The organism is Undibacterium umbellatum (assembly GCF_014284125.1).
Classification (GTDB): domain Bacteria; phylum Pseudomonadota; class Gammaproteobacteria; order Burkholderiales; family Burkholderiaceae_D; genus Undibacterium; species Undibacterium umbellatum.
Map to the genome: position 1 here is coordinate 78,145 of NZ_JACOFX010000019.1, position 26,006 is coordinate 104,150.

Below are 26,006 nucleotides of genomic sequence, written 5' to 3' on the forward strand. Positions count from 1 at the left end.
TTTCGCACAACATGGAAAGCAATGCAGAAAAAGTACCGCGACGGGATTTCCTTGCAAAGTCCTTTGCAGCTGCAGCAGGGCTGATATTACCTGCTACTGCAGGCGCTACTGCGGTGCAACTGTTCAGCCCTGAGTATCACTATCCAAAAAAGCCCGGCGAAGGACGCATACTGCGCCGTATATATTTGACGCGGGAAGCTTCAAAGTGGCATGCAGCCGAACGTGCAGACTTTATTCTGTGGGACAAGGATGGTCGTATTGATGCTGAAGGCTACAAGCGCCTTTGCTGGTTCTTGCGGGATGTCAGGAGTTCCAGGATCGTACAAGTGGATATGCGTCTGGCAGCCCTGATTACTTCAGTTCAAAGTCATTTTTGGTTTAATCAGGGGATACATGGTTATTACCACCTGACTTCAGGATACCGGTCGTGGGTGACCAATGACCAGACCGAAGGTGCTGCTGCAGACTCCGGCCATGTATATGCCGGTGCTGCAGACGGCTGGCTGGATGGCGTAAGTGTGGAAGATCTCGCTGGCGTTGCGCTCAGCCTCAAGGCTGGTGGCGTCGGCTTATATAAAAAACGTGGGTTTGTTCACACTGATGTAGTGGGAAAGCCGAATTTATGGAAGGCATGATGTAATGCAAAAGAACCTCATATTGAAAAGTATTCTCATGGCGTTGGGAGTGTCGCTTTCACTGTCCGCGATGGCTGCTACCGACTGGAAGAAAATAATGACTGTGCGTGGTAACAAAGTCGTTAAAGAATTTTCTTCGCCCTCAGGTTTTCGCGGCCTGGTGGTGGAAGCTGGTGGTGCTGAGAAAACATTTTATGTGACTGAAAACGGTGACTACCTTTTTTCGGGGGAATTGTTTGGTGAAGATGGCTTGCCGATAGCTCAAAAGAATCCAGCATCAAAGACCGCCCCTGACTGGAACCGTATCATGCAGGGCAAAGGCAATAATGTCGTTAAAGAATTCCGTTCTTCGTCTGGATTCAAGGGGCTGGTGGTGGAGCGCAATGGCATCAAAAAGATTTTCTACATCACTGCCAATGGCAAATTCCTGGCGGCTGGCGAAGTCTTTAACTCTACTGGCGGTTCCATTACCAAGCTTGAACTGGCTGAACAGGCTGGTATAGCCCAGTCCGCAGCCGTCATGCCAACAGCGGTCGCAGGTGAAGTCGATAAGACCATTTCTGAGCAGAGCAAGATGCTCAACTCCGTTCGGGAGCTAGAGTCTGTGCCTACCGAGTTCAAGAACAAGGTCTTTGCCGCAGCAGAAAAGTCTACGGCGTGGGTAGAAGAGGGGAGTGGCAATAATATCGTGTATGTAATTTTTGATCCTATATGCCCGCACTGCCACAAAACCTGGGAAATGCTGCGGCCTTACGTGCAAAGAGGCTTATTGCGCGTGCGCTGGATTCCTGTGATTTCATTGAGTGGCAACAATATGCAAAGCCCGTCTGCACAGATGGCGGCTTACTTTTTATCAAACCGAGGTGAAGCCGATATTGTCGAAAAGATGTTCAGGAAAACCATCAAGTCTGTTGCGCCAGATGACAAAATGGCACGTTCCTTGTCTCAAAATTTGTTGTTCTTGCGCGATACCAATTTTAGAGGAACTCCTCTGCTCATTTATCAGCGCGGTGGTGAGCGCAATGCTTTCATTGTCCCAGAGCAACCAGAAGTCGAGCAAATTGAGCGTATGATCAGGAAAAATTGAAACCAAATGTTTCCTTGAGCTTGTGGTGTCAGGAATTTGGCTTGGGACAGTACATACCGAGGTATGTGCAGCCGCCAGGCAGCGCAGTCAAGGCAAGCCAGAATTAGCGATGCAAATGGCAGCGAATGCATGCGGACGAGCAGTTCATATACAGACAATGACGTGTGCTACATAGCGACATTCTGGCTAGCCAAGCTTGAATTGAAAGCTGTATGCGCCAGGTCTGAAATTGCTTGATTGTCTTGTATTCTTAGCTATTTTCATTTTTGTCAAGGGCACTTGCAAATAGAAACAAAAGGGAAACCACTTTGGACTCGTCGGTATAGGCTGAACCTGCCCTCTAGGATAAGATATGTGGCTTAGATGAATGCCAAGATTCCATAAAAGTTTTTTATAATCTGCAGCAATACCCGTCATTTTGAGTTAACTATGATCTAGAGGGTCCTCATTTTTTCATGATATGGACATTCTTTTCTGCAACAATGAAGCACTCACTGAATTGAGCGCTTCAAACATAAAAGACGGTATAAGGTAAATATGTTTTACTTTTGGATTTTGGTAGTTGTATTGCTTTGCCTGGTTGTATATGGCTTTGATCAGCATTCTGAACTTGATCCGGAAGTAACCAAACCGCGGAAGCTAATTATACAAATGATTATCTGGTGCTTGCGTTCAGTGCGCCAGTTGGGCAGGAACTTCGTTGGTGGATTCAAGATGGATATGACTGGGCGGCGCTCCGGTGCTCAGTTGAAAAAACAGGTTCAGCAAAATCCGGAACAGAAAGATTGATAAAAGCGTTTTAGTTTGGAGCATTCAGTGAACGAAATCATGAATGAGGACTTGAAATCTTCAGAACCCGCAGCCCAGCCACTTACCAAGTGGGCGGATCTGACGATGCACACCTTGCGTATGGTGGTTGCGTATGACCCTGAGACTCAAAGTAAGCGACTGTGTTTGTTGGGGCCTGTATCACTAGCACAGCGCCGGGTGTTGGCTATTGATGGTTTTTATGAAGAGCAGGGTATGCTTTTCAGGGACGAGCTGAATTTTGGTTTGACGCAGTTGGCCAACATATTTCCTTATGTGCGCGTGATCAATAAAAACGTCAGTGAGATTGGGGTGCACTCCAGTGAATTGCCTGCCTTGCAGCAGGAATTGAAAAAAATGGCGGCTTTGCGTCCGACTATACTCACTACTCAGCCAGGTGCTGAAAACCTGCTGCAAGTCCCCTTAAGCCGTCCGGTACTTTCTATTGACCCCGTCCCTTTTTCCAGCCGCTTTTCCAGCGTTCGCAGTTATCTTGGTCACGCCGATTTTAACCGTCTCAAAAAAGCGGTATTTGTGCGCGCCGGTTATCGCTGCGAGATCTGTCTTGAAAATGGTTTTGAACAAGGTCATCAACACCCGGTTGAATGTCACGAAGTTTTTGAATATGACGAAGCCAGGGGTATGCAAAAAATCACTGCACTGATGAGCTTATGTCCGAACTGTCACTCAGTAAAAAACATAGAACTGAGCAGAGCAAAAAGTGATGATGAGTTTGAAGCCGCCATGATGCAACTCGCCAAGATCAATGGCTGGAGCAAGACGCAGGCACAAACCTATTACCAGCATGCCCTTCATGTCTGGAAAGAGCGTTCAAAAAAATCATGGGAACTGAATTTGGATATGCTCAATGGTACGGGATTGCAATTTCCAGGGGAGGGTGACCAGCTTGCAAAGCGCCCAAAGCGAGGTCGTGACATCAGCGCCAAGCTACCTTTTTTATCTCAGCTTCCATTGAATAGCATGAAACTGTTTTCTACCACGGGTATTCAAAAAGACGGTTGATACATTTAAGTAGTCAATAACCCTAAAACGCTGGTTGCCACAAGGTGACCAGCGTTTTTTATGGTGCATAGCTATATTCGGGAGGGTTAATCCGGTAGTCATGGCATCTGTATATTGGTAGGTGGGGAATGTACTGCAAATGTTAACGACTTCTTGCAACCTCCATCCAAGGACGTGCAGCAATGCGTCCCTGGATGTTTCGACCAATCCGATTTATGACTATTGCGCAGATGAGACGACACTGCCGCGTTTGGCCGCCATCTTGCCCCCAATGCCTTTTACAACGTTGCCGACCGCACCCGCTGCCTGACCACCTGCGGCATCGACGCCTTGATGGATACTGCTTGCTGTTGATTGAGCTTGCGTGCCAACTGCGCTATTGCCGCCTATCCAGCGCAAGATGTTGTCCGGGCCGGTATTGATGATTCCAAAAACTGTCGTAATCATTTTGGTGGTAATGCCAGAATACAATATCAAAGTACCGAGTAGCGTCATAATGCCGACCATGGAGCCTTCAGTCATATTCGATATGGATTGAAAGAATCCTTGATTAACGAAATTCATGATGGGTTTGATCAGCAGCATGGCGGCGAACAGGAAGATGACCATCAGTGCCGGGCGTATCAGGATAGACAGCACAAACATGTATCCTGGCGAACCGCGGCCAGCAACATCGTGTCCTTCCGGGTGCATGTGTGCAATCGCCCAAATGGGAGCTGCAATGACAGCTTCCACAAAAGAGATCAGCCACCAGGCGACGCCTGCAACCCAGAATACGTAGGGAAGCATGGGGAGAATAATTCCCAGAAACATCCCCAGACTCAACATGAGTCCGGTCAAGGCGGCCAGGATAATCGAAAAGGTACTGGTGTCAGCAGATTTGTCCTTGGATGGCAAAGCACCCGACCCCTCTACCAGCATCAGCTCGCCCGCTACGATAGCGGTGTCACCGATCGATTTTAACTGTATCAGCGGGTCCATGCCGTTTTTTCCGATTTCACCGACCATGGCAAATTTCAATATACCCGTTGAAATTCCGTCTGTGATGCCGTTCCAGGTTTTTCTGATATCCAAGAAATCAAATTTGGCTGGTGTGTTGCTCTCTATTTTTGTAGAGAGATCATTCGTCCCGATAACGGCTTGTTGAATATTGTTCAGAAAGACAGAAAATGCAGAGTTCTGGCTATCATTTTGCATCCCCGAAATATTGGGAATAGTATAGGCCGTAGAGATGGCGCCATTGATCACGCTTTGTGCTGCATTGTTCAAATTACCGATTTTCATATAGAAGGAACCAGCGTGCAACCAACCGCCAGCCTCCATTTGAGCCGCCATTTTGGTGATCCACAAGGCTTGTGGAGACTGTCCCTGAAAGAGGGTTGCCTTCATGTGATCTTGAATTTTTTTCACCAAATCTTTCTCATATTGCAGCTGGATGGTTGCCAGTGTATTTTGATACTTTCCTCCTGGAAGCATGGAGCGCTTGGATGAATCCGTCGATAACAGCAATTCGTTTGCCATCTCTATTAATACAGGACTGTTGAGCATATCGACAATGATCTTCCCGTGCTCAATGCGCATGGCATCTTCAAATTTTTTCCTATCAGTAGGCTGAAACAGTTCCACACCATCGACACCAGCGACATTGAATGATGAAAACGGCTGAGCAGTTGCATCTGAAAGTAATTTTGTGCAACCTACTTGATTGGAAAACAAGTTGTCACAGCCAATCAGACTGGTAGAAGCATTTTGTAGTTTAGTGAAGGTACTGGAGGCGCTCCATTGAATTGAACCACAAAAACCAGCGCTACCTGCATCTTGAGATCCTGCCGCAGCATAAATCATTTTGCCATCCGATGAACTCGGGGTTATTGTCATTCCATACATATCACCAGCCTGCTTGCAAGCCACCATGAGAAAGACTTGCTTTGCAGTTTTGTTTGGCGCAAGGAACGGCGGAGTAGTAAAGACTTGCTTGGATATACTGGTATAAGCAGTCGTCCAGATAGTGCTGCCTAGACCAACTGCCTGTATGCCAGACCAGATCAGGACTACCTGCAAAAAGGAGTAGCCTGCTACAGTCGGCAGCAACATTGCCATACCAGCCGCTGTTCGCAATGGAACCATCATGGTGTCCCATTTCTTGCCCAGCCATTCACCATCTTTGGCGGTATGGACCGCGCCACCAATGTAAGTGTAGGCCATGATGATCATGCCAATGACCAGGACTCCTGCGTTCATCTTGGCAAGTAGGCTTGAGAGGATGTGGTTGTTATTGTCGGCTATGGTCCCGTCATAAATCTTCAAGACGACATCACCAAAGATAAATTTCAACATTTGTATTGAATAGTCACCATGGCCTTGTGTGGGAACCCAAAAATTTCCGGCGTGCGCTCCAGTTGCCATCAAGGTAATTGCCAATGTGAGCAAGATGAAGATGCTGAGTTTTTTGCTTGTGCGCATGGGTATCTCTTTAATTTCTGAAAGCTGTTGGGCAAAGACCGGCTTGTATTCTGACAATGTGGTAACTGAAATTCGACATCTCTGTGCCTGCTTAAATAGGTGTAATACGTTTTTTCTTGCGAGTTGTGGTCGTCTGCATACCCGCTTGGCCCATAGGTGGGCTGATGGCTGGTGTTAAAGTCATGTCTTGACTGAAGGCCCTTTCGTGATAGCGCTTTTCTGTTTCACAAACTGCTTTTTCACTCGGTTTCTTGTTCAGCTTCTTGCCTGGATTCCGGGGGTCATCATTGGCGTCAAGCACCAATACCGGTTTCGCAGTGGGTACTCCATTGAGCGTCAAATGAGGCTGGTTTAAGGGAATTGCATTCGCCTTGTTTGCATTTGGCTGCCCGTATAACTCTGCGGCCATATCTGCTGCGTGCAAGGCTTGCGCCACCAGCAAGCCACCCACCGGACCCAACAAGACATCGGCAACATGATGAGCTGCCTCGATCATTTTGTGCTTTTGTAAGTGCTCGCTAAATTCATCAGCATCTTTGGTTTCAGATGTTGTTGAATTTGCATCTCTTAATGTTGATTGATTGTCCAAATTCACCGCCATTAAGTTTTTTACTTTCACTTTTTCAATTATTAATGATAACCTGATGATATAAACTCGGCAAGTGAAAATAGAATTTTTAAAAAAGTTATAGCTTATAAGGATATTTTCAAAATAAGTAAAATTTTCAAAGGTATTTGAATAAAATAATTCTGTAGTTATAATGCGTCAGTGTTGTATTTTTTTGGCATGGATAATATATGGTCGACTTAACAAGTAATGGCTTGGAGGCGTACTGGAGCGAAGTTTCGCCTGGTGCGCCATACCTTGTTGGCGCTATGGATGCCACCGAGGACTGGGTGCTTGACGCTGAAGGTTTCGGCGATGAAGAGCTGGCGGCATTGCTGGCAGCAATGCCAGCAATGCTGTCCCTTGCTGTGCGTTCCGGTAGAAAGGCAGAATTCATCAATGACCTACTGGTTGTGCTTGCCTACATGCCTTCGTCAAGTGCCCTGCGCATAGTAGATTGGCTGGAGAGAGGCAGCGCTGAGTTCGAACTTGATTTCTTGCGCGAGGCGCATAGTCTTGACCAGCAAGGTGGGATAAGTGCGATTGACCGTGTGGCATTCAAGCTCTTGATGGGCAGGCTGCGTTTTATCAGGAAAACGACTTTATTACAAACCGTGTTTGCGCCCGAACGATTGGCTGCCGTGCAGTCTGCAATTGAGCAAAGTGTGCGGGCGAATTGATGAACTCTATTTTTCGCAAAATGATTTTGTCTGGAGGGCTGGCGTTGATGGTCATGCAGCCGGGCATATGTACCGCTGACAGTATGTCAGGCGTGGGAGACTTATCGATTACCACCCTGGATTCAGCTGCACAAAAGATCTTGGCCGCGAACGGTGTGCTAGGTGCAAACCAGACTGATTATGCGAAGATTGTTGAATGTTCCGACAAAGCGGCAGATGCGAGTGACAAGTTGCGCAAAGGTATGGCAACAGCAATGACGCCCAGCGATCCCACAAAAAAATTAAATAATAGTGTGAATGCTTGCTTAGCCAACATACAGCAAATTTCGCTGGCGTTTAATTTGCCGAGCGGTATTAGTTTTACTCTTTTATTCCAAACAATACTGAAGCAACTCATGGACAAACTGGTCGATGAATTCATTATGAAAATCTGTGCCGCAGCGACAGGTGCATGGAATTCTGCTATCGGTAATGCGATCAATACGATCAATTCAGGTGTTAGTCAGTCGGGGATAGATACGTTTGGAAATTTTGTCAATGCCGTTCCCGTTCCGGTCAGTCCTTCGCCTTTTGCGCCAGCACCTGCGAACCCGCCCTCGGGCATCCCGGGTTTATAGTTGTTTGACTGCTAGCTGTGTGATACCGACCTGTAAAGTGAAGAGATGTGCGAACCTGATATTGGCTCAGACAACGATATGAAAGCAAGGAGTGTAGTGATGCGAGAAACTGTAAAAAAAATGATGTGCAGATTATTGATAGTGTCTATCGGTGTCATGCCCGCAATGTCCAGAGCCGATAGTGTAATTACTGTCGGCGCTACAGGCCCTGTCGGCTCAAACTTGTTCGTTCTTGATGCAAATACGCAAAAAAACATGCGGGCAGCAAATACTCTGGGCACTGATGAGGCAAAAGCACGGATGCAAAAAGGATGTGGCACAGCGATTGATAACTCAATTGCTAAAGCTGCGCAAAACATGGCAACTGCAGCTGCGCCAGGTGATCCTGTCAAGCGCTTCAATGATTCCATCGGTTCCTGTCTCAGCAATATTCAAATGATTTCGGCAACGTTCAATTTGCCAACCAGTTTCAACTTTACCGCGGCCATGGAAGTGATATTGGGGAAATTAATTGATAAACTGGTCGATGACATCATCTTGAAAATATGTGCTGCTGCAACTGGTGCATGGAATAGTGCAGTCAGCAATGCGGTCAATACCGTTAACTCTGGTGTGAACCAGTCTGGTGTGAATACCTTTGGCAATTTTGTGAACAACCTCCCGCCAGTGAGTCCTCCACCTGCGTATTCTCCGGCGCCACCGGCGGCAGCCACCGTTAAGTCCCTATCGATTATTCCAGGCTTATAAGCAAAGGTTAGGCGATGAAAAAGTTAAACAAAAAATTGACGGCAGTTGCTATCTCTTGTGCTCTTGCCTTGCCTGTCGCAGTGATCCCAATGCGCGCTGACGCCTGCTGTGGTGATGGTGCCGCTGCCGCGGCTGGCGCGTTACAAGCTGGTGCCACAGTAGCAACGGCAATCACTACAGCAGCATCGGCGATAACTGGCTTGATGTTTGAGCTTGTTCAGCTTCACATTGTGCCAGAGATTTGGAGTGCTGGTGCCAAGGTAAAAGCTGCGGTCGAGATGAATGGAGCCAGAGCCAAGGTGCTGGCAGAAGGCAAGGTCGCCGTGGATGGCGATATCAAGCTCAATGAAGCTGCTGCAATTGCCTTGCTTAATATTAAAGACCCCATGCTGAATGGCCAGCGCAATTGTTATGATCTGAATTCTTCAACGACTTTGGGTTCAGCAGTCGGTGCCGTTTCGCCAGACTCACAAAGTGTACAGGCAAAGGTTAACTATTTCCGCAATGGCGCACCGGATATTCGTGCAGAGATGGCGAAACGCTATCAGGACGATATGCATTACATGGATAGCAAAGACGAGGGGCAACGTTATTATCAGGCTCCGGTGAATGCTTCCAAGACGGTCTTGGCATCAGCCGACCAACCACTGGATGATGCTGGTCTTATCGCGGCTTCGCGTTTTGCTGTCAACGTTGTGGGTGAACCACCAAATACGCCAAGTAATGTAAATGAAATTTCCAAGACTGCTGTTGGCAAGCAATGGCTTTCCGCGAATAATACCTATGCGGCACGCGCTTCTGTTTCTCTGGCAACGATGGAAAATGGCGCTCTCATGCGCAAGGTTGACCCCAGCCTGACACCAGACTCCATGGGCCTGGTAGCTCCTGGTGTCACAGCCTTGTCGCCATTGCAGGCGATGAAGCTTTTCGTCGAAAATCGTTTCGTTGACCAGTCCTGGTATCTGACCTTGTCTCAATACAATACCAATGGCCTGCTACGTGAGTTAAACAAGATGATGGCATTCAAAAGCTGGATGGATTACCAATCCTATGTGCAACAAGAGCGGGTGGAGCAAAACCTGGCAACACAGGTTGCAATCTTGAATGAAATTGCGGTGAGTCTGAATCCAAATTACGCGAAAAATCGTGAAATGGCTCTGCGGGCAATTGGCTCGACTTCCCCATAAGCGCAACAGAAGAACTAGCCCTATCATGCGATTTTTCTTTGATAAACAGAAATGCCAGGAACACAAGTCCACCAGGAGGGTTAGCCTGCGACGGTATGCTCCGCTTTGCCTGAGTTTATTGTTGTTACCTCTTTTGTTTATCTCGCAATCAGCTAATGCCGGGGTCTGCGTGTATGTGGGCGGCTACTGGTGCGAGATTTGGTCGCCAGATATGTTGATCGCCATATCTCAGGCAACAACAGCGATACTCGCGGCAATCGCTGCTGCCCTCGCAGCTGTCAAGCTTGCTCTACTGACTGTAATTAATTATCAAATACTGCCAGAGACTGCGGCGGCAAGTGCGAAAGTTGTTGCGGCCTATGAAACCCAGGGCGCACGTAATAAGGTAGGGGCGGATGGTGAGGCAGCGACGATGCAGGGTAAGGCTTTCTTGTTCGGTAGTCAGGTAGGGTTGCCTGGCAGTACTCCACGTAGTCCACAGGAGGCAGTTTCTGCTACCCTGATCAAGAACACTGGTGTCACCATGCCTAGTAAGGTGTGCAATGAACTGGTTGGGCAAACGCAGGTGACCTCCCTGGTTTCTTCAGGTGCGGCGATAGCGACTGATGCAATGAATACCCGCCTCGTTAACAGTATGCGTACATCCCGAATGTCAGACGCCGAGGCCAGTTATCACAGACACGCAAGCAGCTATTGCACCCTGTCGGATGTCTTTAATGGTATTTGCGACGCTGCTGCTGCTGATCATCTGCAAAACCTGGACGTCATGCCGCCTGGTTATATCAGAGATGGTGAATCAAAGACCACGCAACTCTCAGAAGAAGAAAAGCGGGCTGCCATGGTATGGACAGAGAATGTCCTGGGTATGGGGAATTATCCTGCCACGGATTACAGCGAAGATACCTACAATTCAGATGCCAGAAAAGCCTTCTCTGGCAGTAATAACGTCATACAGGCACGCATGAGCACCGTTGCACATTCCCTCAATTCGCAAATTGCACGGCGCAGCAAAGTTGTGGTTGCCTTCAACGCAGATAATTCTGCACGTGCTGATGTGGCTAATCAGATTGCTGATGCCAATCCTAATCTCGATCCATCTTCAACCACCACAGGTACAGCCGAAACACAGGCACGCTGTGCTGCCAGCGCTGATTTTGCCAAGTACGAAAAAATGGGTACTGCAGCTGTCAATACAGCGATTAACAATTCCTTTGCCAATGGTGACTCTGGTTCTCCTTTGCTGAACTTTGGCATATCGCTCTCTGCGTGGCATTACTATGCCTACGTGGAATCGACCAAGAACCCGAATGCAGTGAGTCCAGCCAAGTACTATGGCCTGTATCAAATGGGGGCTGGTGCTTTGTCTGACGTGGGAATGAGTGGGCTACTGCCCACCCAGATTTTTGATCCCTATCAAAACGGTATCGCGGCAAAGAAATATGCAATTGCCAATATCGCAGCCTTTAGCAGCACTTTTCCGAAGGGTGTGAAAGGCGTACCACCGGTTTTTGTTTTGTATGGCATGCACAATATGGGCGCCTCAGGCTTCAAGCAGATATATGACAATATTACGACGGGCGCCCCTTTATCTGCAGCACGGAAGAAGGCCATACAGGGAAACATGAGCCCGCGTGTACCTCTGGATCAAATCAATGGACAGATGTACTGGGAGTTCTGGCGTAAGAAATTTGGCATCAATGCATGCTGACCATGCGGATGATGACGGTGAAAATAGAAGATCTGGTGATGCTATGAAGAAACACGTGCTTACGCTTGCCTGTGCCCTGTTTGCGGCAACGGCAATTTGCCAGGCTGCTGATACAGTCAAACTGGGACAGGAAGCAAAGTCGGCGGCGGGAATTGAAAAAATAGTTGCCGTTACCAGTAATGGCAATGATTCCTACTGGGTATCGACATTTATTCGTGACGGTAACTGTCCCGAAAAATCAGGGAAATGCGCCAACGATATGATCAACGTGCGCGGCCCTGGTGGCGTCGTCAGCATCGCGGTCGAAGACGCGACCGGAACTGCAGGATTTTTCTCTCAGAGTAAAAGTCCTGTTGCTGTGGTGTTGATCCCTGCCAACCGTGGTGGATATGGCTATGCGGCAGCAGAGATATTTATCCTCAATGCTGACAAGAAGCCACAGAGCATACTCAAGACTGCTGAGATATTGCTGAATAACCTGGAAGGTGCTGCATGTGAAGGGAAAAAACTATGTGCTGAAAGCAGGCTGACTGCTAGTTTCCCAGCTTCAGTCATACCCGATTATCCAGATGTGGTCTTGCAACAACGAGGTACAGCAGTGAATCAGACAGGTACTGGTTTGGAAAAACTGGACAGGACTTTTTCATTCACGTTCGATGTCAAGACAAAACAGTATGTTGCAAAGAGATGATGCGTTTTTTCTTCAATAGTTTGTTGTTTATCTTCCTGGGGTTTGCTGCTTCCGGCCTGGTGTTGGCGCAAGTCAGTGTGGGCAGTGAACCAACAGAAGACAGCCCATGGTTCTCTCTTTATGTGATAGAAAAAACAGCAAAACAGCAGGCGGAGATCAACAAGAAATTTCTGGTGAAGGAAGCGGATGCAGTGAAGAAAATCGACACCTCACTGGCCTATGCCTACCCCAAACTCGCAGTCTTGCGTCCTGGCGGCATTATCGCTGGAGAACCGGATAAGCGTTTTGCGATGATTTATAGAAAAATGGCCTGGTATGCCGCGAACGATCAGGTGGTGTCCGCACAAATTTTGTTTTATACCGCTGTTCGGCTTAAGCAGACAGAGCAGAATAAAGGTGTGGTTCTTGATTTGCCTTACCTGACCTTGCATCATTTTATCTATAACAGCCTGTGTGTTGATATCTCACAAGACGGTGAATACGAACAGCCTGCATGCAAGACAGTGCAAACAGTCGCGGCCAGGGCGCAGGCTGAGCTGCGCAATGAAAAACTCCGGCAATACCTTAACTGGGCAGCATTGGGATTAGGATTTGAAGACAAGATAGCTTATGAGGCTGGCGTATTCCTGATGGAGCGTGAAAATCCCACGCGAAATGAAAAAGACACGATTAAGTCCATACTCAAACCACTGTTGAAAAAAAATGCAGGCTAAATTTACTCTCAGACCCTATCTGCTGGCAACGGCGGTATGTGCGAGCTTAATGACGCAGAGTTTGGCGTCGGCAAGTACATGCCTGCAAACTGTCGTCAAGTCAGGTTCTCTTGTTGTCAGTAGCCCATTTGGCTGGCGATTTGGTGCCAATCCCAACGGCCGTGGTAAATGGCAATTTCACTACGGGACTGACTTCTCGAAAAAAGTATTGGCAGATCCGATGGTGGTAGCACCTATTGGCGGTACTTATCATTCATATCCTGGTACGGGGGGATGCGGTAATATGGTCGTGATTACCCAACCAGATGGTTTTGCAACCAAGTTCTGCCATTTGAAAAATTTTGAACCTGCTGCCAATGGCAAGGCCAGGCTGAATGGGTCCGCTATCAGCGTCGGAGACAAGCTAGGTGTGCCATCGAATACAGGCATATTGCCTAATCCGGAACATATCCATCTGGAAGTCATTACCAAAGGTGATCCAAGCCGGACTAGTGCGTGGCGCATACCACCTCCCTTCTGTGGCGGCGTTTCATTTACCTATCAGGCTGCCGTAGATACGCCCGACAGAAAGCCGCCCTTAAGCTTGATACGTCCGGCCGGTGTGGTTGACAAGAATGTCTTTGGCAACGCAACCCCTAATTTCGATAAAGAATTTTACGACAAGTATATGGCCCAAAATGCGACGACGGGGACAATACCTAGCACCTCAATTAGCGTTACCAATCCGGCCGCCAATGTTGACGCAGCCAAGATCGCCAAGTCGGGTGACAATGCTTCGCAGCAACCACCACTGCCTGCACCTGTGACTGCAGAAGATATGTCATTTTCTGAAATGATTCTGGGCGAAGCTAAAAAACGCTTTGGTTCGGAACACTGGTATTCCGAACTCTCACTCAAAGGTGAATTGCCTTTGTATTATGAGCTGGCAGTCATGACAGCCTACCAAATCTACATGCAATATCAAAAGCGGGAAATAGCTGAAAACATAGTCCAGTTATCAGCCACCAGAACAGCGCTATTGAATGATGTGGCCATCCAGATCAAGGTCAAGAAATTGCGCGAGCCGGCATTGCAAAGCATCGCCCCTTGACACCTTAACTGCACTTAAAGCAATCAGCATTGATGAGCCTGAACATGAATCATAGTCAGCAAGCGCGAAACACTGGCAAGGCAAACCAAGTGGCAGCACTATGGTTGCTGCTGGGCTTGCTATGGCCCGTATATTCCCATGGGCAGCAAGTGAATGATTTGCTGCAGATGGATATTATCAATGCCGGGAAGACAGATCAGAGCTTGAAAAAAAATGCAGATAGCTACAGTTTAGTTCCCAGATTGAACCAGGAGGATACAATAAAATATCAGGCTGTAATTGCCAGCATGAAAGGAAAGAATGGCGATGAGATTCTGGAAGCCATGCAAGCTGCTAATGCAGATAGCTTGGCGAAAATGTCTCCATCAAGTCGCAAATCGTTTGAGGATTTACAAAAGAAAATTCAGGCAGACTTGAAGTCTGGTGCGGCAAATCCGGAACACAAATCGATTGATGCCATCAGACAAAGAATGTACCTCCGTTTGCTTGGAATCGAACCTGGTGACGGCAAGCAGATGACAGCGCAGCAAAAGGCTTATTTCGAACACAACGAGGCAAAGATAAGGCAAAAGTATTTTTCTCCAGAACGTAGCGAAAGTTATCGGCGTTTGGCTGAGGAGTCCCAAGCTTACCTGATGCAGAACCTCGACAAGCAGGCAGAATATGCCAGGAATTTCAAGTCCTCTGCTGGTGCGCCCGATCAGACCAGGGCATCACCCCTGCCTATGGACGTGTTGAAATTCAATTGGCTGGTACGTAAGATGGCGACCCAAAATCCTGCAGAGCTCACGCCGAAGGCATCTTCGTCAGTCCCCATCAATGTTAATGTAATCAGAGCGCAGATTGACGATTTGTCGCTTCAGTTGCGTTCGGGCAAGGCGATGTCGGTGACTGAACGATACGGCTCCAACGCCAGTATCGTGAGCGAAGCAGATGCCAAAAGCAAGATGCAAGAACAGGTGCGTAACGGCAGCCTTGCGACGAATATTCCCTCATCCAGCGTCAACGGGGTAGATAAATCTAAAGCACCGCCTGAGGCATCTGCCAGGAAAACCTCAGCCATTCCCGGTCTTTGATACTCTGATCAGTCTGGATGATGACTTAGCTCCAGCCAAAGGGCTGCGCATTTCAATCATTCCAGCACTACCCCGGTCTACTTTGACTTTCAAATTTCGAAGGCATATTATAGCTTTTTAGAATAATGCAGTTCTTTACTGCAAGTAGAAAGCCATAATAGAAATGACAAAACACGACATCGTCGAGTGTATTTACGGTAAATATCAGGGTACTTTGACCAGGAACGTGGTCAAGGATATCGTCACTTCTGTCTTTGATGAAATCATCCGGGAAATGAGCGAAGACGGCGAAGCCAAGATCAGCCGTTTTGGCACCTTCAAGGTGGCTGAAAGAAACGCAAAACAAGCCAGAAATCCGCGTACAGGTGAACCTGTGATGATTGAAGACCGCAAAGTCCCCAAATTCAAACCCAGTCGCTACCTGCAAAACAAAGTCAATAATTTGCCTGTTGATGATATGAAAGATGAAGACGATTAAAGCCACGTGATGTCAGGGGCAAGGCCGTTCAGTAGTCGTATTGCGCAAAAAGGATGTCTTCGGACTTCCTTTTTTTATTTATAGCATTCAATCAGATTGTTCTCTGATTAGCCGTACTTTGAATAAACTAGGGTCGAAGTGCAAAAATATGAGGGTTCTCCAAGTAGTCCAAGTTCATAAATGTTTTTTACTTTTGTTTGTATAAAAATTTGAAAAATGAAAAGGGTGGAAGTATAATTCCTGTTATTGAGTCTGTTTTTCCAGATGTTTTTCGGCGTCATTTCCTGTGCGCCGGCCATGTTGGTCATTCCGTGACAGAAAGAGCTGGTTCCTTGGGTAATCCCGTGCTGTGTTCTGCTTCTCCTGTTTGCAATTTGTGCTGGACGAGAGCTTATTGACCTTGCTTGTAGATTAAAAAATAGGCCAACACACCTTGGCTTGGATTTTCTTTGAATTTCTGATAATAATTCGTCTGCAGCACATTTGATTAAAGTAATTCTTGGACTTGTTTCGCACTAATCAAGAAATGGGTTCTATGCAAAAACGGGTTAACAATGAAACTCTCGAAACGACATTTTGCAGGATTTTTGATGGCAATCGCTTTACAAACACAACTGGGACTTAGCGCAATGGCAAATGAAGAAGTGTTGAAATTCACCACGCATGATATTGATATCAAGGTATTTAGTGCGAGTGATGTCTATCTGGTCTATGCAGGCTCGCCACACAGACTTAGCTTTGGCAAGGTTTTCAGGGCAAAGACGCCTGAAGATGTCAGTAGATTCAGATGGGGTACTTCGGGCAGTTACAACGCGTTTGCAGGCCCGGTAGAAATGGAGTGGCGCTCACAGGACGGCACGCCGTTCAAATACTCACTCAATCTGGACGAGATATTTAAAGACAGAAAAATTCTTCATACTGAAGAGCTTTCCAGGCTATATAAAGCTGAGCCAGTTTATGGTGGCAAGCCAACCATCATTATTGAAGTGAATGACCGTACTGTGAATGTCTACATGTTTGTCACGATGCGCCTGGAAAAAGATGAACAGACGCGTGAGCATCGTGATCATCTGACGCTGGCCTTTACCAAGACTTTTTGATTCTAATTTCCTATGACTGTTAAATCTGACGGTGTTGATGTTAAACAGGCGACTCCTGAGCAACTGGCAACGTATACCAGGGCTGAAGCTGAGATCAATGCCTTTAAGGTTCCCCAGCTCTACGATGCCAAGGATCCAAATGCGCGTGTATTTGTCGCCTTATTTGACGGTACAGGAAACGATGCAATCAAAGATCCCAAGCACATCACCAATGTGGGATTGTTGAAAGAACAGGTCGAAAATGCCAGGCTGGAAAACCCCAATGTCGGCTTTTACTACAAGGAGGGCCCAGGTACTCAAGGGGGCTTGAAAGGTACTATTGATGGCGCAACTGGCGGCACCTACCAGGAACGTCTGGAGGAAATGTACCAAAGATTTAATATTCAGTCTGCTGCCTGGTTGCAAGAGAATCCAGATGCCAAAATTAGTGTTTTGTCTGTAGGATTTAGTCGTGGTGCAGAACAGGCCGCCGGATTTACCCGCATGGTTGATGAGCGCGGCATACAAAATCCGGAAGCCAGGAACGTAGAGCGTTCCGCTCTGAATTTGGGGTTGGGTTTGGTTGATGATAAAGTCACCTACACAGCACCGCCACTGCAGGAGCCAGGAAAAATTGCGCAAGCATTGGCGATGTATGATCCTGTGGCAACCGGTGCACCAGAAAGTAAAGACAGAAGACCTGCCACCTCGGTTGTCAGTGGCTTGCAAATCAAGGCCGGAGATGAGCACCGCACCCTGTTCCCGGCAGATAACATCATTGCGCAAGGAACGTCCGCAGATGGCCGTTTTTTGGGGGTGACAACCACTGGTTGCCATAGTGATATTGGCGGCGGCTATGAACTCAATGGTTTATCGACGCGTAACTTTAACCTGATGAGTGGCTATCTGAATGCGACTCTGGGTTCTGCCATGATCATGAAACGAGAAGTGCCGGTGGAGCCTGAGAAGAGTGTTATTCATGATTCCACTCAGCACAAATTCTTTTATCGCCGGGTAGAAGAGCGCGGCATTACGCCTAAACAAGACCCGGATGGAAAGCCTGTTGATCCGGTGGACAAGAAGCTGGCCGAGCAGTTTAGTGGCAGCATCAAACCAATTGCTGCCACCAGACCCGGAGCAGATCTGAATGTCCTGAGTGCCGATGATAGTCCTTCGAATCGCCTGCTGTCCCGTACTTCAGAGCAGGTGAAACAGGTGCAGCTAAAACTATAAGTCAAGCTTGGCTCTCGGTAATTGGCCGGTGTTACGGTATCAAAGTTCTGACACATGCTCACATATCAAGCTAATACATGGTGATGGAAGCCAGAATGAAAAAGCGGCTCTGGATTAACAGAGCCGCTTAGTATTCACGCCACCACTACTTCAAGAAGGGATCAATGGCGGAAATGACGTGTACCGGTATAGACCATCACCACTCCACGTTCATCCGCAGCATCAATCACTTCCTGGTCACGCATGGAACCACCCGGGTGGATCACGCAAGTTGCACCTGCATCTACCACCACATCCAAGCCATCACGGAAGGGGAAGAAGGCGTCTGACGCAACGGCAGAACCAGACAAAGTCAAACCAGCATTTTGCGCTTTGATGGAAGCAATGCGTGCAGAGTCTATTCGGCTCATCTGGCCAGCGCCTACACCCAGTGTCATACCATTGCCGCAGAAGACGATAGCATTCGATTTCACATACTTGGCCACGCGCCAGGCGAACATCATGTCAGCCATTTGTTGTGGCGTAGGCTGCAATTTCGAGACTACGCGCAGTTCTTCCTGCAAGACATTTTTGGCATCTGGTGCCTGTACCAGCAAACCACCGCCAACTCGTTTCATGTCGTACTGATTGAAGCCATCACCCAGAGAGATTTCCAGCAAACGCACGTTTTGTTTTGCCGCGAAAATCTGTTTTGCTTCCGCAGTGAACGATGGTGCGATCAGCACTTCAACGAATTGCTTGGCGACCATTTCAGCAGCCTTGCCATCGAGTTCGCGGTTGAAGGCGATGATGCCGCCGAACGCAGAAGTCGGGTCAGTCTGCAAAGCCTTGCTGTAAGATTCAAACGGTGTCGCACCCAGTGCTACGCCGCAAGGATTGGCATGCTTGACGATGACACAGGCAGATTCAGCGAAAGACTTCACGCATTCCCATGCTGCATCAGCATCAGCGATATTGTTGTAAGACAGTTCCTTGCCTTGCAATTGCTTGTAGTTGGCCAGCGAACCTTCGAGAGATTTCAGGTCGCGATAGAAGGCCGCGGACTGGTGCGGGTTTTCACCGTAACGCATTTCCTGCACTTTTTCAAAATGCAGGTTCAAGGTTTGCGGATAGGCGCTGCGTGTAGCATGCGCTTTGTCTTCACCCAGGCTGGTCAGGTAATTGGTGATGGCACCATCGTATTGTGCTGTATGGGCAAATACTTTTTTTGCCAGCGTGAACTTGGTGTCATAGCTGACGACGTTTTGACTCGCCTTCATCTCTGCCAGCACCACTGCATAATCAGCAGGGTCGACAATGACGGTAACATCTTTATGGTTCTTGGCCGACGAGCGCAACATGGTCGGGCCGCCGATGTCGATATTTTCTATCGCATCTTCAAGTGAGCATTCACCCTTGGCCACAGTTTGCTGGAACGGGTAGAGGTTGACCACCACCATGTCTATGGTGGGAATGCCATGCTGTTCCAGTGCTGCCACATGTTCAGGAAAATCACGGCGTGCCAGAATGCCGCCATGCACTTTAGGGTGCAGGGTCTTGACACGGCCATCGAGCATCTCAGGGAAGCCGGTGTAGTCCGCCACTTCGGTAACAGGCAGGCCATTGTCAGCCAGCAGTTTGGCTGTGCCACCCGTGGACAAGAGCTTGACACCGAGCGCAGACAATTCACGTGCAAATTCGAGCACGCCGGTCTTGTCGGAGACGGAAATGAGGGCTTGTTTGATCATGATTTTTGATATGAGTAAGGAAATCGGTGTCAAGCCTCGCGGATGGATTAAAGCAAACCGTGCTGCTGCAATTTCTTGCGCAAGGTATTCCGGTTAATGCCCAACATATCAGCGGCTTGCGACTGGTTGCTTGATGCGCGCGTCATGACCATTTCCAGCATAGGTTTTTCAACGGCTAACACGACCATGTCGTAAATATTGGATGCGGGTTGCTCGCCCAGGTCACGGAAATACTTTTCCAGGTTTTTATGGACGGCGTCTTGAATGCTATCTTTGCTCATGCTGTTTTTATCACTGTTCGGTTATGCCAGGCGGCGGGTAGTCCACGGTTCGTGGACGGCAAGACAATTTATTTTTTGTAAAAGTGCTTTGTCTTATGCTGCCAGTTTTTCTTCAAAGGGGCGGTATTGTAACCGCTCCCCAGCCATGTGATCAAAAAAACTGCTGACGGCGGCAAGTTGTTCATCACAATCCGTCAGTAAGTTCATTTGTTGCCGGAAATCTTCACCACCTACCAGGTCCTGCACATACCAGCCTATATGTTTGCGTGCCGTTCGTACGCCAAGATAGTCACCATAGAACGCATAGTGCGCTTTCAAATGGGCATCCATGAGTTCACGAACTTCAGAAATCAAGGGGGCGGGTAAATGCTCGCCAGTAGTGAGGAAGTGGGCGATCTCGCGAAAGATCCACGGTCGGCCTTGCGCCGCCCGGCCTATCATGATGGCGTCAGCACCGGTGGCCTCCAAGACATATTTGGCTTTTTCCGGTGTCGTGATGTCGCCATTGGCAACTACGGGGATATTGACTGCGGCCTTGACGGCAGCAATGGTGTCATATTCTGCATCACCCTTATAGCCATCGGCACGGGTGCGTCCATGCAAAGTCAGCATTTGTATGCCAGCCGCTTCTGCCATGCGGGCAATGTTAAGGGCATTTTTATTTGCCCTGTCCCAGCCGGTACGAAACTTGAGTGTGACCGGCACATCGACTGCACCGACCACCGCATCCAGTATCTGCCCGACCAGGCTTTCATGTTGCAACAAGGCTGAGCCACACCAGGCATTGCAGACTTTTTTGACCGGGCAACCCATGTTGATATCGATGATTTGTGCACCTTTATCAACATTATGCCTGGCACAATCGGCCAGCATTTGTGGATCAGCGCCGGCAATCTGCACAGCCTTGGGTTCCATTTCGCCTTCATGGTTGGTACGGCGCGTGGACTTTTCTGTTTCCCAGAGTTTGGGATTGGATGCCGCCATTTCAGACACGGCATAGCCTGCACCAAGTTCCTTGCACAACTGACGAAAAGGTCTGTCAGTCACGCCAGCCATGGGAGCAACAAAAATATTATTACGCAGCACGTAAGAGCCGATTTGCACGATCAGGGAAGGGGGGAAATTCGAAGAAGCGCTATTCTACCTGAATCCTGCCTAAATATTCGGCAAATTCGTTACTACTCGTAAGGAATATTTTTATCTATATGACATGCGCTGACGATAGTAAAAATCTGGCGAAATAGTCAGTTTTTTAGACTTGCATTTCTAAATTACTATAGTAAGCGGGATACCAACCAACACGAGGCGGCATGTGTGTATACTCTTGTTGCAATTTGTCATATTGACTCTGGACAAAGTGTATTCCCATGGCATCGAGTGATCACTCGTCGCCAAGGGAATACATTTTTTATATTAAGGGAGTCGTCGTGAACACGCAAAACAAGGAGGCAGTACTTAGAATTACCATCGTTGGCGGTGGTGCAGGCGGGCTGGAACTGGCAGTTCGTCTGGGCAAGAAGTTAGGCAAGCGCGGCAAGGCCGTGATTACGCTGGTCGATGCCAGCCGTACCCATTTATGGAAACCTTTGTTGCATCAGGTTGCCGCAGGCACTCTCGACAGCCATGCTGACGAGCGCGAATACTTCGCCCTGGCACGTTCCAATCATTTTGATTTTCGTTTGGGTCGCATGGACGGTCTCTCGCGTGACAAGAAGGAAATCTACCTCGCTCCCACTCTGGATGAAAATGGCATAGAGCTGTTGCCGCGCCAGGCCATACCTTACGACAAGCTGGTCATCGCGCTGGGTAGTCAGACCAATGATTTTGGTACTCCCGGTGCGCGTGAAAACTGCATCATGCTGGATTCATTGGCGGCGGCAGAACGTTTCCATCAAAAACTCATTAACTGCTGCCTGCGCGCTCAAACCCAGGCACAGGCTGCGGGTGAGGGGCGTTTTACCGTCACCATCATAGGCGGTGGTGCTACCGGGGTGGAACTGGCGGCTGAACTGCACATGACCACCAAGATATTGTCCAGCTATGGACTGGTCAACTTCCATCCAGAAAAAGACTTGAAGATCGTCATCGTTGATGCTTCCCCTCGTCTGTTGCAAATGCTGCCTGAGCGATTGTCAGAATCCGTTGCCCGTGAATTGCGCAGCATCGCCATCGAAGTGCATACCAATGAAAAAGTCGTTGAAGTATCCAAAGCCGGTGTGGAGATGGCTAGCGGCAAATTCATCCCCAGTGGCATCGTGGTGTGGGCTGCTGGTATCAAGGCCCCTGAGTTTTTAAAAGATCTGGATGGGCTGGAGTGCAATCGCATCAACCAACTAGTGGTCAATCGCAACTTGCAAACGACGCGCGACCCCGCCATTTTTGCCCTCGGCGATTGCTGTGCCTGCCCGCAGGGCGAGGGTTTGCCCAATGTGCCGCCGCGCGCCCAGTCTGCTCATCAGCAAGCCAGCACGCTGGCCAAATCACTGGTGCGTCAGTTGCAGGGTAAGGACTTGGTGGAGTTTACCTACAAGGACCATGGTTCTCTGGTGTCACTGGGCAATTACAGCACCGTCGGCAGCCTCATGGGTGCTATCGCCAGTGGCTCGGTCTTTATCGAAGGTACTTTGGCAAAGTGGATGTACTGGTCTTTGCACAAGCATCACCAGGTGGCAGTCAATGGCCTGTTCCATACTTGGTTATCGACCTGGGCAGAGACCATAGACAGGGTGCGCAATCCGCGTATCAAGCTGCATTGAGCTTCACTGAGCTGGTCTGCAGATTGGGCGCCACCCAATCTGCAACTGTACTTGTGGCTTATTTACTCAGCGGCCATTCTTCACCTGTCGCATGAACACCGCACTATCGGGACTAAAGAAGGCAGCATTGATCTTGGTGGCAAGTTTGTCAAAAGCGCGTTCTGCCATGACCGCGTACACCTGGCCTTCGGGCGCATGATGCACGGCATCGCGGCTGGAGGTCTTATACTCAACATCGAAGCTATCTGGCGGCTCTACTTCCAGATCAAACTTCCAGCGCTCCCTGCTACCGGGTACTACGATGGCCGCTTTGAAACGCATCACCAGTCCAACAAAAGCATCATCCTGTTTTTCTGAGGTATACACCTTACCGGATGGTTCTATCTGATAGGCGATCAGCAGTTTCGGGACATTATCTTTTGCTGCTGCATTGGCATTGAATGCCAGCACATCGTTCGGGAAGATGGCGCTGAAAGCGCTGCGTATGCCTGTGGTAATCCGTGCCTCCCTGGCAGCGGCGCTGTCATCTGCAAAGTATTTGGCGGCAGGGATGATTTTCATGCCGCGCAGCTTGTTTTCCTTTAGCTTGAGGAAGGCATCAAGCTGGCTCAAATCACTCACCGTTGGGCGGGCGAAGCTGATGGCCACGTTGGGGTTATCATGTTCTTCTGCAAATTTCAGTAATTGCTCCATGGACTTGATCAAGCCGGTATCTGAATTGACTGCCTGGGCTTTGAATTTTTGCAGTGAGCGGTCATACAGCAAGTGAATTTCTTCTGCTACTTCAGGCAAAATATCTGATTGCGGGAAACGTGTTTTCAGATTGCGCAGCAGCGTGACGGAATTCTTTTTCAAGGTTTCATTGAAAACCACACGGGGCAATTCTGCTTGCAACTCGGCCACTCTGAACTTGCCGTTGGCGATATAGCCAAGATAGGCACTTTCCGTTTTTTGTTGCTTCGCATTTAAGTACATTTTTTTATCCGATGCAGCATTCCTGCCATACCAGAATAATGCAGCAATGACGATGGCCACGATAAGCAGTGGCGTTTTCAGATAATGCAAAAGACCGACCAACTTTTTTGCCACGCCGGAAGTGTCAAGAGCCTCTTTCCACTTGTTCTTGCGTATATCCAGGAAGGGGTCAAAGCCATACAGGCTGGCGATATCACGGTTATGAAAGGCAGCACGAGCCTTGCTTTGGTAACTATTGAATTTTTCCAGTGCGATCTCAGCCTGGTTCAGATTATTGATGACCAGACTCTTGCTTGTCCCATCATTGAAATTGAAGGAAAAAACGGTTTTGTTGTAGCGACCATTGGTTTCATGATGTGTGGCATCCAGCTTGCGCAATTGCGCCAGGTCATGTACTGCTATCTTGTTACTGCGTATATCTACCAGCGCCAATGGGAACAGGTAGCGGCCGGGCAGGAAGCGAAACTTGGCACTCAATTGCATGCGCTGCCATATCGCATGGCCTGCATATACCATACCAAAAAACAGGATCGCATACCAGGCTACCATGCCAGTGTCAGCCCAGGAAGTGTCTTTCACCGGGTCGCCAAAGTCGGCCTCTGCCGCCAGATAAATGAAGAAAGCACATGCCAGTATCATCGCAGCATGTATCACATACCATTTCAGATTGGACATGACCTGCCCATGCACGAGATAATCCGGGCTTCTGACTGACCTTGCCAAGTGCTTCTTGACGTTGCGGGGCAGCGCATCATAATCGAATTGATAGAAGATTCGCACTAGGACTTTCCTTCGACTTAAAATGGCAGATCAGTAAAACTGGCACACAGCTTGCGTAACAGTAAACAATAAAAAGCTAAAGTTGGCAGTATCGCCATTTAACCAGGCCCGGTCAATTCACTTGTCGCTTTCTGGGTGGTCATGCACAAAACTATTTTATATCCCGCCCACTCATCAGAAATTTTCCGCCATTTATCGGCAAGGATGCGGCGGTGATCGCAAAGCAAAGGAAATCAAATTTGTTCATACGTATATTGCATCACATTCACAACCCGTATGGAGAACAGATGATGAAAAACTGGAAAATTCTGGCAGCAGCGCCTTTGATTGCTTTTGCCATGAATACCTCATTTGCAGATGGCATTAAAACGGGCGCACCCAGTGGCTGGCAGGTATGGGGGCCTTTGGGTGATAAATATGAAATGGGTATTGACACAGCAGAAAGCACGCCTGAGCACCCGGCACTTGTCATTTCCAGCAAGGATACTGCGACCAGTGAGACTGTCACGCTGATGCAGCAGATTGATGCCCGAGAGTATGAGGGCAGCATCATCGAGTTCAGTATGATGGTCAAGGCAGTAGGGGCAGAGAAAAGCAGGGTATGGCTGCGTCATATGAAGTCGGCAGATTTTAGCGGTATCCAGGCACGCAGTATCCCGAGTGGCAAAGACTGGGAAAGAATTGTCGTGTCCAGTCATTTCCCCAAAGATTTGCCTGCTACTTTAAAGCACTTCGATATAGGTATTTCACTCGCCTCTAAGGGCAAGATCTGGGTCAGGGACATCAAACTGGAGCGCAAGCCTTATGTCGCAATGTCCAACCCGGTTGAGCTACCCAGCTTTCGCGCTGGCTTGCACACTTATCCTGCGCGCAATTTGAACTTTACCGAATAAGACTGACAGGTGTCGTCTTATTTCGCAAACCATATCAATATCAATACCGGAGCAGACTTGAAACACTGGAAAATTTTAATCGCCGCACCCCTCGCCGCATTTGCTGTCAACTTTTCTTTTGCTGGCGCTGTCAATAGTGGTGTACCCAAGGGCTGGACCGCGAACGGCGCACTTGCCACGCATTATGAAAGTGGTCTGGATGCATCACAAGGCAGTAAAGAGCAGCCCGCCTTCTTCATGGCCGCAAAAGAGGGAATGACTAATGATGATTTTGCCGCCATCACACAGGTGGTGGATGCTACTGCCTATCGTGGCAAAACCATGCACTTTACGGCGTCGGCGCGGCATATGGGTGAGCTAGGTGGTTATGAATTCTGGATCCGGGCCATAGATGACAAAGGTGGTATTTCACTTTCTTCATCCTGGGCGCGCAAGAGTGATGCCTGCGAAGCGATCAGGGTCAGATTGCTGGTGCCAGCCAATGCAAGCAGACTGCAACTGGGCGTGGCACTCAAAGATAAAGGAAAATTATTCGTCAAGGGCATGAACTTCAGCGATGTTCAAGTGAGCTCACCTGCTCCTGAGAGTAAACCTCACATTGCCAATAAAATCACCATGGGGCCAGTGGCGACTACAATACAAAACCTGAATTTCTCTGAGTAGATCACGAACC

25 protein-coding genes are annotated in these 26,006 nt (G+C 48.5%); 19 read left to right on the forward strand and 6 right to left on the reverse strand.

Annotated elements, in window-relative coordinates; all coding sequences use genetic code 11:
- Window positions 1-11 precede the first annotated feature (11 nt).
- From H8L47_RS24745 to H8L47_RS24760, 4 genes are all read left to right on the forward strand, one after another.
- Window positions 12-635 carry a YcbK family protein gene (locus tag H8L47_RS24745; protein WP_186956355.1) on the forward strand — a complete coding sequence of 208 codons (624 nt, stop codon included), beginning with the start codon at window positions 12-14 and terminating at the stop codon, window positions 633-635.
- Between the two features lie 4 nt (window positions 636-639).
- Window positions 640-1,722 carry a hypothetical protein gene (locus tag H8L47_RS24750; RefSeq protein ID WP_186956356.1) on the forward strand — a complete coding sequence of 361 codons (1,083 nt, stop codon included), beginning with the start codon at window positions 640-642 and terminating at the stop codon, window positions 1,720-1,722.
- 537 nt (window positions 1,723-2,259) lie between these two features.
- Window positions 2,260-2,511, forward strand: coding sequence for a hypothetical protein (locus tag H8L47_RS24755; RefSeq protein WP_186956357.1), 252 nt, complete (start codon window positions 2,260-2,262; stop codon window positions 2,509-2,511).
- Window positions 2,512-2,538: 27 nt separating this feature from the next.
- Complete coding sequence (locus H8L47_RS24760; protein ID WP_186956358.1) at window positions 2,539-3,552, forward strand: hypothetical protein; 1,014 nt, start codon at window positions 2,539-2,541, stop codon at window positions 3,550-3,552.
- Window positions 3,553-3,771: 219 nt separating this feature from the next.
- On the opposite strand, the gene H8L47_RS24765 is transcribed toward H8L47_RS24760, so the two are convergent.
- Window positions 3,772-6,072, reverse strand: a complete 2,301-nt coding sequence (locus H8L47_RS24765) for a DotA/TraY family protein (RefSeq protein WP_186956359.1) — start codon at window positions 6,070-6,072, stop codon at window positions 3,772-3,774.
- A 34-nt stretch (window positions 6,073-6,106) separates the two neighbouring features.
- Complete coding sequence (locus H8L47_RS24770; protein ID WP_186956360.1) at window positions 6,107-6,634, reverse strand: hypothetical protein; 528 nt, start codon at window positions 6,632-6,634, stop codon at window positions 6,107-6,109.
- A 179-nt stretch (window positions 6,635-6,813) separates the two neighbouring features.
- Between H8L47_RS24770 and H8L47_RS24775 the strand changes: the two genes are divergently transcribed.
- The 12 genes from H8L47_RS24775 to H8L47_RS24830 all read left to right on the forward strand — a co-directional run bounded on the left by H8L47_RS24775 (window position 6,814) and on the right by H8L47_RS24830 (window position 17,921).
- Window positions 6,814-7,302: a type IVB secretion system protein IcmW gene (locus H8L47_RS24775; RefSeq protein WP_186956361.1), complete on the forward strand. Its 489-nt coding sequence runs from the start codon at window positions 6,814-6,816 to the stop codon at window positions 7,300-7,302.
- Window positions 7,302-7,919: a hypothetical protein gene (locus tag H8L47_RS24780; RefSeq protein WP_186956362.1), complete on the forward strand. Its 618-nt coding sequence runs from the start codon at window positions 7,302-7,304 to the stop codon at window positions 7,917-7,919. The genes H8L47_RS24775 and H8L47_RS24780 overlap by 1 nt, the downstream gene beginning before the upstream one ends.
- 99 nt (window positions 7,920-8,018) lie before the next feature.
- On the forward strand, window positions 8,019-8,666 hold the full coding sequence (locus tag H8L47_RS24785; RefSeq protein WP_186956363.1) for a hypothetical protein: 648 nt from the start codon (window positions 8,019-8,021) through the stop codon (window positions 8,664-8,666).
- Between the two features lie 14 nt (window positions 8,667-8,680).
- Window positions 8,681-9,853 (forward strand): hypothetical protein, encoded by a 1,173-nt coding sequence (locus H8L47_RS24790; RefSeq protein ID WP_186956364.1) that lies wholly within the window; start codon window positions 8,681-8,683, stop codon window positions 9,851-9,853.
- Window positions 9,854-9,974: 121 nt separating this feature from the next.
- Window positions 9,975-11,561 carry a transglycosylase SLT domain-containing protein gene (locus H8L47_RS24795; protein ID WP_186956365.1) on the forward strand — a complete coding sequence of 529 codons (1,587 nt, stop codon included), beginning with the start codon at window positions 9,975-9,977 and terminating at the stop codon, window positions 11,559-11,561.
- Between the two features lie 43 nt (window positions 11,562-11,604).
- Window positions 11,605-12,252, forward strand: coding sequence for a hypothetical protein (locus H8L47_RS24800; RefSeq protein ID WP_186956366.1), 648 nt, complete (start codon window positions 11,605-11,607; stop codon window positions 12,250-12,252).
- Complete coding sequence (locus tag H8L47_RS24805) at window positions 12,252-12,965, forward strand: hypothetical protein (protein WP_222616672.1); 714 nt, start codon at window positions 12,252-12,254, stop codon at window positions 12,963-12,965. Before H8L47_RS24800 ends, H8L47_RS24805 begins: the two co-directional genes overlap by 1 nt.
- Before the next feature lie 49 nt (window positions 12,966-13,014).
- Window positions 13,015-14,055 (forward strand): M23 family metallopeptidase, encoded by a 1,041-nt coding sequence (locus tag H8L47_RS24810; protein ID WP_186956368.1) that lies wholly within the window; start codon window positions 13,015-13,017, stop codon window positions 14,053-14,055.
- Window positions 14,056-14,084: 29 nt separating this feature from the next.
- Window positions 14,085-15,131 (forward strand): hypothetical protein, encoded by a 1,047-nt coding sequence (locus H8L47_RS24815; RefSeq protein WP_186956369.1) that lies wholly within the window; start codon window positions 14,085-14,087, stop codon window positions 15,129-15,131.
- 163 nt (window positions 15,132-15,294) lie between these two features.
- Window positions 15,295-15,609: an HU family DNA-binding protein gene (locus H8L47_RS24820; protein ID WP_186956370.1), complete on the forward strand. Its 315-nt coding sequence runs from the start codon at window positions 15,295-15,297 to the stop codon at window positions 15,607-15,609.
- Window positions 15,610-16,199: 590 nt separating this feature from the next.
- A complete protein-coding gene (locus tag H8L47_RS24825) occupies window positions 16,200-16,709 on the forward strand; it encodes a hypothetical protein (protein WP_186956371.1) in 510 nt (169 codons plus the stop codon).
- A gap of 12 nt (window positions 16,710-16,721) precedes the next feature.
- Window positions 16,722-17,921, forward strand: coding sequence for a phospholipase effector Tle1 domain-containing protein (locus H8L47_RS24830; protein WP_186956372.1), 1,200 nt, complete (start codon window positions 16,722-16,724; stop codon window positions 17,919-17,921).
- A gap of 161 nt (window positions 17,922-18,082) precedes the next feature.
- On the opposite strand, the gene purH is transcribed toward H8L47_RS24830, so the two are convergent.
- The 3 genes from purH to dusB form a co-directional block, all read right to left on the reverse strand.
- Window positions 18,083-19,648: a bifunctional phosphoribosylaminoimidazolecarboxamide formyltransferase/IMP cyclohydrolase gene (gene purH, locus H8L47_RS24835; protein WP_186956373.1), complete on the reverse strand. Its 1,566-nt coding sequence runs from the start codon at window positions 19,646-19,648 to the stop codon at window positions 18,083-18,085.
- 47 nt (window positions 19,649-19,695) lie between these two features.
- The gene (locus tag H8L47_RS24840; protein ID WP_110258221.1) at window positions 19,696-19,929 is read right to left on the reverse strand and encodes a helix-turn-helix domain-containing protein; all 234 of its coding nucleotides are present in this window, start codon (window positions 19,927-19,929) and stop codon (window positions 19,696-19,698) included.
- A 93-nt stretch (window positions 19,930-20,022) separates the two neighbouring features.
- Window positions 20,023-21,033: a tRNA dihydrouridine synthase DusB gene (gene dusB, locus H8L47_RS24845; RefSeq protein ID WP_186956374.1), complete on the reverse strand. Its 1,011-nt coding sequence runs from the start codon at window positions 21,031-21,033 to the stop codon at window positions 20,023-20,025.
- A 323-nt stretch (window positions 21,034-21,356) separates the two neighbouring features.
- Between dusB and H8L47_RS24850 the strand changes: the two genes are divergently transcribed.
- A complete protein-coding gene (locus H8L47_RS24850; protein WP_329605493.1) occupies window positions 21,357-22,685 on the forward strand; it encodes an NAD(P)/FAD-dependent oxidoreductase in 1,329 nt (442 codons plus the stop codon).
- Between the two features lie 66 nt (window positions 22,686-22,751).
- Here the strand turns inward: H8L47_RS24850 and H8L47_RS24855 are convergent, their stop codons facing one another.
- Window positions 22,752-24,335, reverse strand: a complete 1,584-nt coding sequence (locus H8L47_RS24855) for a hypothetical protein (protein ID WP_186956376.1) — start codon at window positions 24,333-24,335, stop codon at window positions 22,752-22,754.
- A 395-nt stretch (window positions 24,336-24,730) separates the two neighbouring features.
- Here H8L47_RS24855 and H8L47_RS24860 point away from each other — a divergent pair, with 395 nt between their 5' ends.
- Together H8L47_RS24860 and H8L47_RS24865 are read left to right on the forward strand one after the other, a co-directional pair.
- A complete protein-coding gene (locus H8L47_RS24860; protein ID WP_186956377.1) occupies window positions 24,731-25,333 on the forward strand; it encodes a hypothetical protein in 603 nt (200 codons plus the stop codon).
- Window positions 25,334-25,390: 57 nt separating this feature from the next.
- Window positions 25,391-25,996 (forward strand): hypothetical protein, encoded by a 606-nt coding sequence (locus H8L47_RS24865; protein ID WP_186956378.1) that lies wholly within the window; start codon window positions 25,391-25,393, stop codon window positions 25,994-25,996.
- Window positions 25,997-26,006 lie beyond the last annotated feature (10 nt).